12 protein-coding genes are annotated in these 14,759 nt (G+C 61.7%); 2 read left to right on the top strand and 10 right to left on the bottom strand.

From position 1 onward, the window contains the following. Window position 1 precedes the first annotated feature (1 nt). Complete coding sequence (locus ACQK2G_RS02420; protein WP_425403423.1) at window positions 2-436, bottom strand: nucleoside deaminase; 435 nt, start codon at window positions 434-436, stop codon at window positions 2-4. Window positions 437-577: 141 nt separating this feature from the next. Here ACQK2G_RS02420 and ACQK2G_RS02415 point away from each other — a divergent pair, with 141 nt between their 5' ends. Further along, window positions 578-1,438: a pseudouridine synthase gene (locus tag ACQK2G_RS02415; RefSeq protein ID WP_425403422.1), complete on the top strand. Its 861-nt coding sequence runs from the start codon at window positions 578-580 to the stop codon at window positions 1,436-1,438. Next, window positions 1,413-1,964 (top strand): 16S rRNA (guanine(966)-N(2))-methyltransferase RsmD, encoded by a 552-nt coding sequence (gene rsmD, locus ACQK2G_RS02410; RefSeq protein WP_425403421.1) that lies wholly within the window; start codon window positions 1,413-1,415, stop codon window positions 1,962-1,964. Before ACQK2G_RS02415 ends, rsmD begins: the two co-directional genes overlap by 26 nt. A gap of 3 nt (window positions 1,965-1,967) precedes the next feature. Here rsmD and ACQK2G_RS02405 read toward each other — a convergent pair whose 3' ends face one another. From ACQK2G_RS02405 to ACQK2G_RS02365, 9 genes are all read right to left on the bottom strand, one after another. Further along, on the bottom strand, window positions 1,968-3,170 hold the full coding sequence (locus ACQK2G_RS02405; protein ID WP_425403420.1) for an MFS transporter: 1,203 nt from the start codon (window positions 3,168-3,170) through the stop codon (window positions 1,968-1,970). A gap of 81 nt (window positions 3,171-3,251) precedes the next feature. Beyond that, window positions 3,252-5,114 carry a DNA mismatch repair endonuclease MutL gene (gene mutL / locus ACQK2G_RS02400; RefSeq protein ID WP_425403419.1) on the bottom strand — a complete coding sequence of 621 codons (1,863 nt, stop codon included), beginning with the start codon at window positions 5,112-5,114 and terminating at the stop codon, window positions 3,252-3,254. A gap of 38 nt (window positions 5,115-5,152) precedes the next feature. Then, window positions 5,153-6,445: a glucose-6-phosphate isomerase gene (locus tag ACQK2G_RS02395; protein WP_425403418.1), complete on the bottom strand. Its 1,293-nt coding sequence runs from the start codon at window positions 6,443-6,445 to the stop codon at window positions 5,153-5,155. A 156-nt stretch (window positions 6,446-6,601) separates the two neighbouring features. Beyond that, the gene (locus tag ACQK2G_RS02390; RefSeq protein ID WP_425403417.1) at window positions 6,602-7,951 is read right to left on the bottom strand and encodes a M16 family metallopeptidase; all 1,350 of its coding nucleotides are present in this window, start codon (window positions 7,949-7,951) and stop codon (window positions 6,602-6,604) included. Next, window positions 7,951-9,330 carry a M16 family metallopeptidase gene (locus ACQK2G_RS02385; protein ID WP_425403416.1) on the bottom strand — a complete coding sequence of 460 codons (1,380 nt, stop codon included), beginning with the start codon at window positions 9,328-9,330 and terminating at the stop codon, window positions 7,951-7,953. Before ACQK2G_RS02385 ends, ACQK2G_RS02390 begins: the two co-directional genes overlap by 1 nt. A 129-nt stretch (window positions 9,331-9,459) precedes the next feature. Continuing rightward, on the bottom strand, window positions 9,460-10,053 hold the full coding sequence (locus ACQK2G_RS02380) for a DUF3035 domain-containing protein (protein ID WP_425403415.1): 594 nt from the start codon (window positions 10,051-10,053) through the stop codon (window positions 9,460-9,462). Between the two features lie 36 nt (window positions 10,054-10,089). Then, entirely contained in the window at window positions 10,090-10,590 is a 501-nt protein-coding gene (gene lspA, locus ACQK2G_RS02375; protein WP_425403414.1) for a signal peptidase II, read from the bottom strand. An 11-nt stretch (window positions 10,591-10,601) separates the two neighbouring features. Next, entirely contained in the window at window positions 10,602-13,478 is a 2,877-nt protein-coding gene (ileS, locus tag ACQK2G_RS02370) for an isoleucine--tRNA ligase (RefSeq protein ID WP_425403413.1), read from the bottom strand. A gap of 309 nt (window positions 13,479-13,787) precedes the next feature. After that, window positions 13,788-14,738 carry a bifunctional riboflavin kinase/FAD synthetase gene (locus tag ACQK2G_RS02365; protein ID WP_425403412.1) on the bottom strand — a complete coding sequence of 317 codons (951 nt, stop codon included), beginning with the start codon at window positions 14,736-14,738 and terminating at the stop codon, window positions 13,788-13,790. Window positions 14,739-14,759 lie beyond the last annotated feature (21 nt).

Raw genomic sequence — 14,759 nt, 5'->3', positions numbered from 1 at the left:
CCTAACGCTTTTCCTGGAAGAACGACCGTAACAGGGCGGCGCAATCCTCTTCGGACACACCGCCGATGACATCGGGTTTATGATGACAGGTCGGTCGGTCGAAGACGCGCGCGCCGTGATCGACCCCGCCTCCCTTGGGATCATAGGCGCCGAAGACAAGCTTTCCGATGCGGGCATGGGAAATCGCCCCAGCGCACATCGGGCAAGGTTCCAGCGTGACGTACAAATCGCATCCGGTGAGCCGGGGGGAATTCTGTCGTTCCGCAGCCTGTCGGATCACCAGCATCTCCGCATGCGCGGTTGGGTCCTTCAGTTCCTCGACCCGGTTGCCGTCTTCGGCAAGGACATCGCCCGACGTCCGGTCGACCAAGACCGCGCCGATCGGCGATTCTCCGCGCCTGGCAGCCTGTCGAGCTTGCTCAAGCGCGCGGATCATATATGGGTTGCGTCTTTCCTGCATGGCTGGCGAAGCGTAGAGTGCGCGCCGCCCAGCGACAAGATTGCCGGCCACGACAACCAGCGGCCGTGAATTCCGCGCAGCGATTGCGCCAAACGCCGAGAACAAGGAAACGTCAATATGGACGAACCGCAGGACACCCAACCGGATACAGAGGGGCAGCGCATCGCCAAAGTGATGGCGCGCGCCGGTCTATGTTCCCGCCGGGAGGCGGAACGCTGGATCGCCGAAGGCCGTGTTTCCATCGATGGCGAAGTGATCACCACGCCTGCCGTGACGGTGACGCCGGAGAACAAGGTTGTCGTCGACGGTAAGCCGCTGCCCACCGCAGACCGTCCGCGGCTATGGCGCTATCACAAGCCGGCCGGCCTGTTGACCACGACCAATGACCCGCAAGGCCGGCCGACTGTCTTCAACGACCTGCCGCGCGATCTGCCGCGTCTGATCAGCGTCGGCCGCCTCGATCTGAATTCGGAAGGGTTGCTGCTGTTCACAAATGATGGGGAACTGGCGCGCAAACTGGAACACCCCCTTACAGGGCTGCCGCGGAAGTACCGCATCCGCGTCCACGGCGTCGTCGACCCGGCAAAGCTGGAAAGCATTGATCGTGGTGTCACCGTCGACGGCGTGAAATACGGGCCGATCTATGCCGAACTGGAACGTCAGCAGACCAGCAATGCCTGGGTCACGGTCATCCTGCGCGAAGGCAAGAACCGCGAAGTCCGGCGCGTCATGGAACATCTGGGATATCGGGTGAACCGCCTTATCCGTGTGGGCTATGGCATGATCGCGTTGGGCGACCTGCCGCGCAGCGTCATCGAGGAAGTGCCGATCGGTGTGGTGAAAAAGCTTTTGGGCGAAAGCCACAAGGGCGCCAAGGCCAAACCGAAACCGGTGAAACCCGGTTACAAACGCAAAGCCGCCGCCGCGAAGGCACGCGGCCGAAAGCCAGCCGATGCGGATCGTCGCGGGAAAGCATAAGGGCGTCCGGCTGGAAGCCCCGGACGGTTCAGCCACACGCCCGACATCCGACCGGGCGCGCGAGAACCTGTTCAATATTCTGGCCCATGGCGACTATGCGGAAAAACTGCGCGGCGGACGCATCCTGGAATTGTTCGCCGGTACCGGTGCACTGGGCCTGGAAGCGCTGAGCCGTGGCGCCGCGCATTGTACCTTCGTGGAAAACGCAAAACCGGCGCTGGCCGCGCTGCACGCCAATATCGCGAAATGCAGAGCGGAGGATCGAAGCCACGTCGATACTGTAGACGCCTTTCGACTGGGTCGGCAGGCACGGCCCTATGACATCGTCCTGCTCGACCCGCCCTACAAGGAAGGTGCGATAGAACAGGGCCTGATTTCCGCATTGAATGCCGGCGCTATCGGCCCGGAAACACTGGTCGTCGCGCAACTCGACCCGAAAACGCCGTGGGAAAAACCGAACGGTTTCGCCATGTTGGACGAGCGCCGGTATGGCGCGGCGCGTTTTCTGTTTTTGAGCCGTGAGTAAGGTCTAGCCGCTCTGTTCCGCCGCAACCCGCTTTTTGCCGAGCGCCAGGATCATGAACAGAACCGGAATCAGAATGGCGAATCCGATCCAGAACTGGGCTGTCACGTCGATATGCTCCAACGCAAGACCGGCCAGGGCAGGCCCGGCGATCCGCGCCAGGCTTGCCGTCGATTGCGCCGTGCCCATAACGGTACCCTTCAGCCCTTCCGGCGCCTGACGGCTCATCAAACTCTGCATGGCGGGATTGTGGAACCCCATGGCGATCGCCAGCAGGGCCATCGGCAGGGCAAGCCAGTAATACTCGGTTACGAAGCTTAGGGAGAGGACGGAAAGCATCAAGGCCAGCGCCCCGATCAAGGCGACCCGCGCTTCCCCCATCTTCTTGCTCAAGCGGCCGACGAGGCCGCCTTGGACGATGGCGTTGATGACCCCCGCGAAGGCCAGGAAATAGCCGATATCCCGCGGGCCGATATCCAGCACATGCGCGCCCCACAGCGCCAGCGTTCCTTCCACCCCGGTGAAGACCAAGGACACAAGGAAGAAAGGCACCAGCAAACGAAGCAGCCACGGTTCTTTCGCGACCTTCAGCGCCCCTTCGGCCATATCCGCCTGATGGACGCGATGCCGGGCCGGTTCCTTGACCAGGACGGCGGTGATCAGCAATCCGACGAAGGCACAACCGGCGGAGATATAGCTCGGAAAAGCGAAATCGGGATGCTCGCCGCCGACCGCGGTCGCCCCGATTGCCGGCCCGATCGTGAAACCGATCCCGAACGCGGCCCCCAGCATTCCCATTCCCTTGGCGCGATCCTCGGATGTCGTAACATCGGCAACGAAGGCTTGGCTGGTCGCGAGCCACCCTGCGGTCAGACCGGCGAACGCCCGGCTCAGGAAAATCGCCACCTGTGTATCGGCGTTGGCGAGCCAGACATAGCTGATGACGGTTGCCAGAACCGATATGACCATGACCGGCTTCCGGCCGATCTTGTCGGAAAGCCGTCCCCATAGCGGCGCGCTCAATAACGAACAGGCCGAAAAGACGGAGAAGATCGCGGCGGCCTCGAAATCCCCGCCGCCGGCCTCCTTAACCGCGAAGGGCAACAAGGGAATGACGATCCCCAAACCGATGATGTTGACGCATGTCGCGGCGGCAAGCGGGATCAAGGCCTTGAAATTTGACTGGCTCGTTGCGGGTTCGCTGGACACGGTGGGAGAGGCTCTATCGTGAATGACCCTGCCGGAGTAACGGGCGGCACCGGCAAAGTCAAAACCTCAGGCCAAGACAGGCTAACGGCGTCCGAACAAGCGCTCGATATCCGCCAGCTTCAATTCAACGTAGGTTGGTCTTCCGTGATTGCACTGGCCGGAATGCGGCGTTGCTTCCATTTGTCGGAGCAGGGCGTTCATCTCCTCGGTGTTCAGGCGACGCCCCGACCGGACGGAACCGTGGCACGCCATGGTCCCGCAAACCTCTTCCAGCTTTTCCTTCAGGGTGAAAGCATCCCCCAGATCGGCAAGTTCATCGGCCAGATCGCGCACCAGCCCCTGCACATCAAGCTCGCCCAGAAGCGACGGTGTCTCTCGGACAGCCACCGCGCCCGGCCCAAATCCTTCCAGAACCAGTCCAAGTTCCGCCAGTTCCTCCGCTCGTGAGAGCAACTTGGCCGCAACTTCGTCATCGAGTTCCACGATTTCCGGTATCAGCAGGCCCTGCCGGGGAACACCCCGCTCGCCCAAGGCCTGTTTCATCTTCTCGTAAACCAGGCGCTCATGCGCCGCATGCTGATCGACAATCACGATGCCGTCGCTGGTCTGGGCGACCACATAGGTCTCATGCAACTGCGCCCGCGCGGCGCCGAGCGGATGGTCGATCAGTCCCACCGCATCCGCCGCATGGTCGTCGGACCGCGCCGCCGGGGCAAAGCCGGACTCCGACGAGACCGGTTCGGACACCGGGGCATAGAAAGCATTGGCCGCTTCCGCCATACCCGGCGCGGGAGGCGCAACCGGTGCATAGCTCGGCGCATAACCGCTGCCGGAGGGCATCCGAACGGCGCCGGAATGCGCACGGCCGGTGAAGGAAAGCTGATGCGCGCCCTGCGGGCGGATCGACCCCAAGGCCGCGGCCGACACCGTCGTGGAGGCCCGATGGCCTGCCTCGGCAAGCGCATGTTTCAACGCCCCGACCACCAATCCCCGCACCGAACCGGGATCGCGGAAGCGGACTTCCGACTTCGCGGGATGGACGTTCACGTCGACGATGCGCGGTTCCATTTCCAGGAACAGTGCCAGCAGGGGATGTCTGTCGCGCGCAAGGAAATCCGCATAGGCGGCACGGACCGCGCCGGTCAATTGCTTGTCTTTGACCGGTCGGCCGTTGACGAATAGGAACTGCATGCTGGCCGTGCCCCGATTGAGGGTCGGCAGGCCGGCGAATCCGGTCAGGGTGGCGCCATCCCGTTCGGCCGAAATCGGCAAGGCGTTCTCCATGAACTCCCGCCCCATGATGCCGCCCAGGCGGGCCAGCCTTGCATCCAGCAGTTCGCCCTGCTCTGCGCGAAGGCGGATTCGTTCCCGATTGCCGTCATGCAGTGAGAAGGAAACGTCCGGATGGGCCATGGCCAGACGGTTCAGCACCTCGATCACGGCGGAGGTCTCGGCCCGCTCGCTGCGCAGGAACTTCAACCGCGCGGGCGTCGCATAGAACAGATCCCGCACCTCGATCCGTGTACCAGGCGGACCGGATGACGGCGCGACCGATCCCACCTTTCCGCCTTCGATGGCCAACGTCCAGGCATTCTCATCGCCGGCCGGACGGCTGGTAATGCTCATCCGGCTTACCGATCCGATGGACGGCAGGGCTTCGCCGCGAAACCCCAGGGTGGCGATGTTGAACAGATCTTCGTCCGGCAGCTTCGAGGTCGCGTGACGCTCGATCGCCAACATCAACTCGTCCGGCCCCATGCCGCAGCCGTCATCGGTAATGGCGATCAGACTGCGCCCGCCTTCACGGATGGCTACATCAACCCGATGCGCGCCCGCATCCAGGCTGTTCTCAACCAGTTCCTTCACCGCGGAGGCAGGGCGTTCCACCACCTCGCCCGCGGCGATGCGGTTGACAATCGTCTCTGGTAATCGACGGATGGCCATGGGCCTGGAGGAACCCCTCCCTGGTATTAGGGCATGCCCTAGTTTTGCAAATCGAAGAGATACTGACGCGTCAGCTTCTTGCCATGCTCCACAGCGGGCTGGTCGAACGGATCGACATTCAGCAGATGGGCGGACAGGATCGTCTCCAACATGAAGTGCATCATGATTCCGCCCAGCGCGTATTCATTGATCGCATCGAAATGGATACGACGCACCGGCTTGCCGTGTTGGATCAGGGTTTCCGATGTGCCGCGGCGTGATGCATCCATCAGTTCCGCCAGCGTCCGACCGGCCAGATAATCCATGCCGGTCAGCTTCGCGAGGGTCGGATCGACCGGATCCACCGTGCCGGGACCGACATTTTCCGTGTCTTCCTCAAGCGGGCCTGAAAGCACGGTGAACATCTTGTCAGCCGGCCCGTCGAGCCAAAGCTGCAACTGGCTGTGCTGATCGACCGGACCGGTACCGTAGATCGGCGTCGTACCTTCACCCTTCTTGCCCAGGCTTTCCGCCCAAAGCTGACGGTACCAGCGGCTGAGCGACCCGAGACGATCGCTGTAGGCCAGCATGACATGCGCCAGGATCCCGGCATTCTTGTTCAGCCCCACACTGATGGCGGCGCCAAGCGCCGGGTCCGCGGTCAACGGATCCTTGGCGCTGAGGGTCCGATTCAGGATATCCGCCGCCCCTTCGCGCACCGCGGTGGCATCCAGCCCGGCGATCAGGGTTGGCAGCAGACCGACGACGGAAAGAACCGAATAGCGTCCGCCGACCTTGGGATCGTGATCCAGGACAGGCAGGTCGAATTCCTTCGCCAATTTGCGCAACGGATTGTCGCCCGGCTCGGTAATGATCGTGACGTGTTCCTTGATCCGCGCGTCACCCAATGTCGTCCGCAGGAGCGGCAATACACTGAGGAACTGCATCAAGGTTTCCGCCGTCCCGCCGGACTTCGAAATCACGATCCAGCCGGTTTTGCGCCGGTCCAGATGCCGGATCACCCGGTTGAAGCCGAAGGGATCCACATTGGTGACGATGTGAAGGCGCGGCGCCAACCCGCGCTTGTCGGGATCGGCCATTGTGTACAAGGCCCTGCCGCCGAGACTCGACCCGCCGGTCCCCAACACCACAACGTCTTCGAAGAAGTTGCGGTATCTGTCCGCGATCTGGTGCATCTCCGGCAGATCGTCTCGCCGTTCAGGCAGACGCAGCAACGGCAGATCGCCGCTTTCCTTCTTTTGCCGTATAGCCTCTATGCCCTCGACCAGGGCAGGCACATAGGCTTCGAGTTGTTCCGGAGTGAGACCCTGCGGACCGATCTTGTCCGCCATGCAGGCTTCTGTGCTCTGTTGATACGGCATGTTCGCTTACGGCTCACCAATGTTCTTAGAATTGTTCAGACTAGCGGCGCACTCCCCTGGGCGCACGCGCATACTCTCGCACCCGGCTGGCCCATTCAAGTAACCGCCGTCACACGCGGGGAATGTTTATCCGCCGATATCGGGTACCGGCCGGGTCGCGGCCAAACCGACAGGTTTGCCGACGACCACGATGGTCAGGGCATCCGGATCGAAAAGTTGCTTCGCGACCCTGTTCGCCTGTTCCAGCGTAACCGCTTCCAGATAGCCGTTTCGCTTGTCGATATAGTCGATGCCGAGGTCATAGTACTGGATACCGGCCAGCGCACCCGCGATCTGACCGGTGGTGGTGAACCGCAACGGGTAGGATCCGGTCAGATAGGTTTTTGCGTTCTTCAGTTCCTCCGCGGTGACACCGCGATCACGCATCTTCGTCCATTCTCGCCGGATGATCTCAACGGATTCGGCGACGCCGTCGTTGCGCGTGGAGACCCCCGCGGTGATAAGCGCGGACCGTTTCGAATCTTGCAGGGCCGCATAGGTCGAATAGGCCAAGCCGCGTTTCTCGCGCACTTCTTCCGTCAGCCGTGAAGAAAACCCGCCGCCGCCCAGGATATGGGTCACCAGATAGGCGGCGTAGTAATCCGGGTCGTTTCGGTCGATATCGACCGGCTGCGCCATGGTGACGACGCTTTGCGGCACATCCTGTTCGATGACGATGACGCCGCCGTCCGCCGAGGCCTTTACAGGCGCCAGAACGGGGACGTCACCCTTTTCGGGCAGACCGCCGAAAATATCATCCAACATCGGCTTCAACTCGTCGGCCGTGATATTCCCCACCACGCCGATGATCAGCTTGTCCCGGGTCAAGGTCCTGGCGACGAAGTCGCGCATGTCGGCCACCGTGACCGCTTGAATGCCGTCTATCGTTCCGCCGCCCGGCCGGCCATAGGGGTCGTCGCCATACAGCGCCTTCACCAAAGCCGCGCCCGCTTTTGCATTCGGGCTGGTCTCGCGGCGTTTGAGATTGATCAGAATCTGCCCACGTATCCGTTCCACCGCATCCTCGTCGAACCGCGGTGCGGTCAGGGCGAGCCGGAGGAGGCGTACCGCCTCGTCACGGTAACGGTTGAGCGCCATGAAACTGCCGGAAAAGGAATCGCGGCCGGCGGAAAACCCGATGCCGATGGACTTGTCGTTGAGTATGCGCTGATAGGCTTGGCTATCCAAATCGCCCGCACCCTCGTCCAACAGACTCGAAACCAGCTCAGCGAGCCCTTCCTTGCCGGCCGGATCAAGAGACTCACCGCCCGCAAATAGGAAATCCATGGAAACGAGGTCCGCCGTATCATCCTCCACAAGCCAGGCTTTCACGCCGCCGGGGCTGATCACTTCCTGGATCTCGATCGCCTTGGCGGGTGCTGTCCAAATGATGAGAATGGCGGCGAATGCCGCCCAATAGATCGAAAGGCGCTGCATCAGGACTTCCCTTTGCCGTTTGCTTGGGCTTCCTGCGTCGGCGCGTTAGCCGGAAGCAGTTTGGAGACCAGGGCACCCTTTTCCTGCAGGACGAACCGCATTGCCTGGTTTACCTGATCGACGGTGACGGCAGCGATCCTCTCCGGCCAGGCTTCCACATCCTCGGCGGTGCGGCCGATCGTGACCGCCGCGCCCAAGGTCCGCGCGATGCCCTGGAAACTGTCCTTCGCCAGTTCGGCGGCATCGGTCAGACGGATGATGGCGCGCTGCACCTCATCCTCGGTCACCCCGTCGCGGATGATATCGGAAACCGTCGCCTCCATCGCCGCCGACGCCTCGTCCAGCGTTTTGCCGGGCGCGGGCGACACATAGAAGCCAAGTGTCGAGGGGCCGCGGCTGTCGGCGGAATACCAGGCCCCGGCAGAGGCCGCGACCTTGTCCTCGACAACAAGCGAACTGTAGAGCCTGCTGGTGGTCCCCCCGCTCAGAACCTCGACGAGCACCTGCAGGGGATAGGCATGCTCCGTCGCGCCATAGAGATAGCTGGGCGCCAAATAGCGTTTGCTCCAAGACGGCTGGGTGACGTCGCGGTCGCGCAACACCACGGTCCCTTCCGCCTGGTGGGGCGGTTCGCGCCAATCGATAGGTTTCGGAACATCCCGGACCGGCAGGCTGCCGTAATACTTCTCGGCCAAGGGCAGGACATCGGCCATGGCGACATCCCCGACCACGACCAGAACCGCGTTGTTCGGTGCGTACCAACGGTCATAGAAATCTATAATGTCTTGCGGCGTGAGGCCCCGGATCTCGTGCGCCCAACCGATAATCGGACGTCCATAGGGATGGTTCAGATAGAAGGCTGCATCCGCCTGTTCAGCCAACCGCGCGCCGGGACGGTTCTCGGTCCGCGAGCGACGCTCTTCAAGGATCACCTGACGTTCGGTCTCTATCTCCTCGGGATCGAGTTTCAGGTTCCGCATCCGATCGGATTCGAGCTTCATGACGAGCTCGAGCCGATCCGCCGCAATCGCCTGATAATAAGCCGTGTAGTCGGAACTGGTGAAGGCGTTATCCTGACCGCCGTTCTTGGCAACGATCTCGGAAAACTGTCCCGATGGGATATTCTCCGTACCCTTGAACATCAGGTGTTCCAGGAAATGCGCCAGTCCGGACTTCCCTTGCGGTTCATCCATGGCGCCGACCTTGTACCAGACCATATGGGTGATGACCGGTGCGCTGCGTTTACTGACAACGACAACCTCCATGCCGTTGGAGAGCGTCGCCGTTTCAGGGTCGAAAACAGCGGCTTCGGCACGGATTGAGAGGGCTGACAGCGCCAGTCCCGCAACGAAGGCCGCCAACAGGTATCGGGGTCGCATCAAAATCACGTCATCCTCGCTCGGTAACACCCCCACCTATATAGGCGGCGTGCGGCAGAACCAAAGCGCCGGAGAGCAACAAAATCGTTGGACGGATGGCGGAATACGCGGTGACGATGCGATCGCGGATCAGAAAGGCCACTTGAAAAGCGGCTCTTCCTTCTGGGTGGTGATGGTCGGCGTATCGCCTTCGGTTACAGGGCGGCCTAGGCTGGAGTTTTCCTGCAACCGCTTGGATTCGCCTTCCGGATCGACGACATCGCCCGGCAATTTCTTTTCCTTCCAGAAAAGCAGGTCGTCCACGAAACCTTCATTCTCACGGGCGAGCGAGGCGCTTTCGTCATCGACGATCTGGCGGATTTCAGGATCCGCGTTCAAGGCATTCGCCTTGGCCAGCAGGGCGACCTCGCTGGGGCTGTTGCCCTGCGCGACCTTTTCGCGCACCAGACGTTGCTGTTGACGCGGGGTCAGGCTGTTACCGACCAGGGCCGCCCGCGCCGTAGCGCGAGGAGTGATGCGGTTCAACTCATCGGCACCAGGATCGGGCGCCCGAAGACCGAAATCCGGCGGCAAGGTCAGGGGCGCGCGCTTCACGACCGAGAATTCGTCGGGACCGCCGCGCTGATAGCCGAACAGATTTCCGAGATTGGACTCGCATCCCGCCAACAGCAGGGATGCCGCGATCGCGGCGGAAACACCGATCTTCCTGGAAATTCGAACCATGGGTATCACTTCGTCCCGAAACCGTTGCGCGCGATTTTACGCCGCGTTGTCCGTCTTGTTAATTAAACCATCCAACAGGATCAATCCAACCCCAACGACGATCGCGGCATCCGCCACGTTGAACGCGGGCCAATGGTATCCGGCCACATGGAGGTCGAGAAAATCAAACACCGCGCCGAAACGGACACGGTCGATGACATTGCCGACCGCGCCGCCCATGATCAGGCCGAGCGCGGTGGCAAGGATCCAGTGCCCCGCCTTGCGCAGCCAGAAAAACAACCCGATCGCAATAGCCAAGGCCAGGCCAGACAACAGCCAGCGCCCAAGTTCGGCGTCGCTCGACAACATGCCGAAACTGACACCCCGGTTCCAGACCGTCACCAGATTGAAAAATCCAGTGACCTCGATCGCACCGCCCGCAGCGCGAACGATGTCGAGAAACAGCCATTTGGTGACCTGGTCCAGGACGATCGAAATGCCGCAGACGGCCAATCCCAGTCGTGTCAGGGAAGGGCCGCCTTCGGCAGTATCAGTCATGCCGGCTCGTGTCATTCCGCGGCGGTCGGCAGGTCGCGGACCGCATCCGCGCATCTGCCGCAGGTCCCCGGCGCATGATCGTGTTGGCCGACATCGGGCAGCACACGCCAGCAGCGCTCGCACTTTTCACCATCCGCGAGTTCGGGCGAAACACCGATCCCGGGAACGTCCGATAGGGTGAAGGCGCCGGCGGGGACATCTCCGCCCTGCACGGTCAGGCCCGATGTGATGCAGACTTCGGCCAGATCGACATCCGATACCTTGGACAGCATTTCGGCGGGAATGGTGACCAGCGGCGCCGACTGCAAACTGGAGCCGATGCGTTTTTCCGCCCGTTCGATTTCCAGAGCACCGAGCACGACCCGCCTGATCTGCCGGACGCTCGCCCATTTCTCCGCCACCGCGGGTGCCGCCCATTCCGACGGCACGTCCGGAAAAAGACGCAGATGGACGGAATTGTCGTCCGCATCCCCGGTCCGCGCCAGCCAGGCTTCCTCCGCCGTGAAACTCAGGATCGGGGCGAGCCAGGCCGTGAGGCAGGAGAACAGCTCCTCCAGCACCGTCAGGCAGGCGCGGCGTTTCACATCGTCCGCCGGATCGCAATACAGGCTGTCCTTGCGGATATCGAAGTAGAAGGCGCTGAGATCGATGGCGCAGAAATCGTGCAACTCGCGGAAAGCCTTGTGGAAGTCGTACTGCGACACTGACTTCCGCACGATGCCGTCCAACTCCCAAAGCCGGTGCAGCATCAAGCGTTCCAGTTCAGGCATTTGATCGAGCGGCAAGCGGTCCGAGGGATCGTGATCGTTCAGATTGCCGAGCAGCCAGCGCAAGGTGTTCCGGAAGCGCCGGTAATAATCCGACAACTGCTTCAACGTACCCTCGCCGACACGCAGGTCGTTGTAATAATCCTCGAACACCACCCACAGGCGCAGGATATCGGCGCCGTATTTGTCGTTCACTTCCTGAGGCACGACTTGGTTGCCCTTGGACTTGGACATTTTGGTCCCGTCCTCGGCCATGATGAAGCCGTGGGTCAACACCGCGTCGTAAGGCGCGCGACCGCGCGTCCCGCAGGATTCCAGCAGCGAACTGTGGAACCAGCCGCGATGCTGGTCGGTCCCTTCCAGATAAAGAGAGGCCGGCCATTGCAGGTCTTCGCGCTGTTCCAGCACGAAGGCATGGGTCGACCCGCTGTCGAACCACACATCGACAACGTCCATGACCTGTTCGTAGTCGTCCGGATTGTGATCGTTGCCCAGGAACCGCGACGGATCGGAACTGAACCAGGCATCCGCCCCTTCATCGCGGAAGGCGGCGACGACGCGGTCCACCACCTGCTGATCGCGCAGGGGCTCGCCTGTTTCCTTGGATACGAAGACCGGGATCGGCACGCCCCAGGCGCGCTGGCGCGAGATCACCCAGTCCGGCCGATTTTCGATCATCGAATACAACCGGTTCTTGCCGCCCTTCGGGTAGAACGCCGTATTGTCGATCGCCTCAAGCGCCTTCTTCCGCAAATCGTTCGTCTGCATGGAGATGAACCACTGCGCCGTGTTGCGGAAGATGAGCGGCGCCTTCGACCGCCAGGAATGCGGATAGGAATGCTTCAGGTTGCCCTTGGCCAGAAGCTTTCCGGCGATGGCCAGTTCCCGCAAAACGGACCCGTTCGCATCCCCTTCCTTGCCCTCGGCAGTCAATACGGCCTTGCCGGCCAGCATCGGAACATGGTCGTAGAACACGCCGTCCTCGCCGACGGTCTGGGGGATTTCCAACCCGTTCGCCATGCCGAGCGCCCAGTCGTCCGCGCCATGGCCCGGTGCGATATGGACAAAGCCCGTACCGGCATCGTCGGTGACAAATTCCGCCGACAGGACCGGGCAATCGTATTCGAAACCGCCCTTTGCATCCGCATAGCCGCGCCAGGGATGGGCACATTTCGTCCCGACCACCTGCTCGCCCTTCACGGTCGCGACCACCGTGTTCTCGGTGATACCGGCCTTCTCGCAGACGGCATCCTGCAGCGCCTTGGCAACCACCAGACGCTCACCGACGACGGCCTTGGACCCTTCAGCGACCTCCGTCACTTCCATGACCACGTAGTCGAAATCCTTATGCGCGGCGACGGCGCGGTTGCCGGGGATCGTCCAGGGCGTGGTCGTCCAGATGACGACGGTCGCGCCTTCCAGTTCCGGCACCGCCGGTTCGACGATCGGGAATTTCACCCAGATCATCGTCGACTTGTGCTCCTGATACTCGACCTCGGCCTCGGCCAGGGCGGTCTTTTCAACGACCGACCACAGGACCGGCTTGGACCCTTTGTACAGCGCACCGTTCATCAGGAACTTGCCGAGTTCGGCAACGATCTGCGCTTCCGCGGCAAAGGCCATGGTCGTGTAGGGATTGTCCCAGTCCCCGAGCACGCCCAGGCGCTTGAACTCGGCGCGCTGGATATCGATCCATTTGTCGGCGAAATCCCGGCATTCCTGACGGAATTCAACGATCGGAACCTCGTCCTTGTCCTTGCCGGCGGCGCGATATTGTTCCTCGATCTTCCATTCAATCGGCAAACCGTGGCAGTCCCAGCCGGGAACGTAATTCGCGTCCTTGCCCAGCATCTGCTGCGACTTGTTGATGATGTCCTTAAGGATCTTGTTCAGCGCATGGCCGATATGCAGATGCCCGTTCGCATAGGGAGGGCCGTCATGCAGGATGAATTTTTCACGGCCTTTCGCATTTTCGCGAAGCTGCCGCCACAGATCGATGCGCGCCCAGCGCTCCAGAAGTTCGGGTTCCTTGGTCGGCAGACCGCCGCGCATCGGGAAATCGGTTTTCGGCAGCGCGATGGTGTCCCGGTAATCGGGCACGGAAGAAGTGTTTTCAGTCATTCCTGGTCCGTCTCGAAGGGCTCTCGACGAGCCCTCTTTCAGTCAAATTGGATCGTTTTCGGTCGTGTTCGCTTGGAACGCTACGGTCCCGTTTCGTCACAGTCGCAGTTGCAACGCGCCTGTCCCGGCTCCTGTCATATCGTCAGGGCCGGGCCGATAATTCGACGAATAATCCGATATGCTATCGGCGACATGAACAGCATTGTATCAGCCTTGTTTCGTGGCGCGCGATCCTAGTTTTCACACCATACGGGGTCAAGCGTGGAAGACCGCGGGGCTGCGTGCCGTTTTCCGGCACTTCAGATGCCGTCAACCACCCGCCGCGCGGGTCTGTAGAATGCGCCGGGCAACGGCGCAATCGTGCTGGATCTGTTTCTGCAAATCATCCAAGCCGTCGAACTTCTTGTCCGGCCTGATGAATTCGATCAACGCGACGCGGAGATATCTTCCGTACAGATCGCCTTGGAAATCGAACAGGAAAGCCTCGAACAACTCGCCCGTTCCGTCGACGGTCGGGCGATTGCCGTAGTACCCCGCGCCATTATACCAGGTAACCGTGGACTGATTCTGGGCCTCGACACCACAGCGCACCGCATAAATGCCGACCGCCGGACGCAGATACTCGCCGAGGTCCAGATTGGCGGTTGGGAATCCGATGGTGCGGCCCAACTGCTGCCCCTTTTCGACCCTGCCTTCGATCTCGAAAGGTCGGCCGAGCAGTGCGGCAGCCTGCCCGGGATTGCCCCGCCGCAAATAGTCACGGATACGGGTCGACGAATAGATGATTCCGTCATGCGTCGCGCGCGGATCGACTGTCATGACATCGATGCCGCCACGGTCGCGGATCAACGCCGGGGTTCCCGTCCGGCCCTTGCCGAAACAGAAATCGTACCCCACGACCACATGCCCCGCCCCGAGGCCGGAAACCAAAATGTCGTCGACGAAAGCTTCCGCCGTCATACCCGCCAATTCGGCGTTGAAGCTGAGCACCACCAGGGCATCGACGCCGAGCGCAGCGAGATGGTGGGCCTTGTTGCGTAAATCGGTCAGCCGGAAGGGCGGTTCGTTCGGCGCGAAATAACGGCGTGGATGCGGCTCGAAGGTCACGACCAGCAACGGCGCGCCGGCTGCGTCGGCCTTTTCAGCGGCCTGCCCGATCACTTCCTGATGGCCGCGATGAACGCCATCGAAGTTTCCCAGAACGACCACGCCGGATTTCAGGTCGTCCGGTGTGTCTGAAACATGATGAAGGATACGCATGTGGTTCGATCGGAGAGCAGC

Origin of the sequence: Hwanghaeella sp., from assembly GCF_965227365.1 — a bacterium.
Taxonomy (GTDB): Bacteria; Pseudomonadota; Alphaproteobacteria; order UBA8366; family Aestuariispiraceae; genus Hwanghaeella.
Note: the sequence above shows the minus strand (reverse complement) of the source record. Positions and strands in the feature narration are given on the sequence as shown.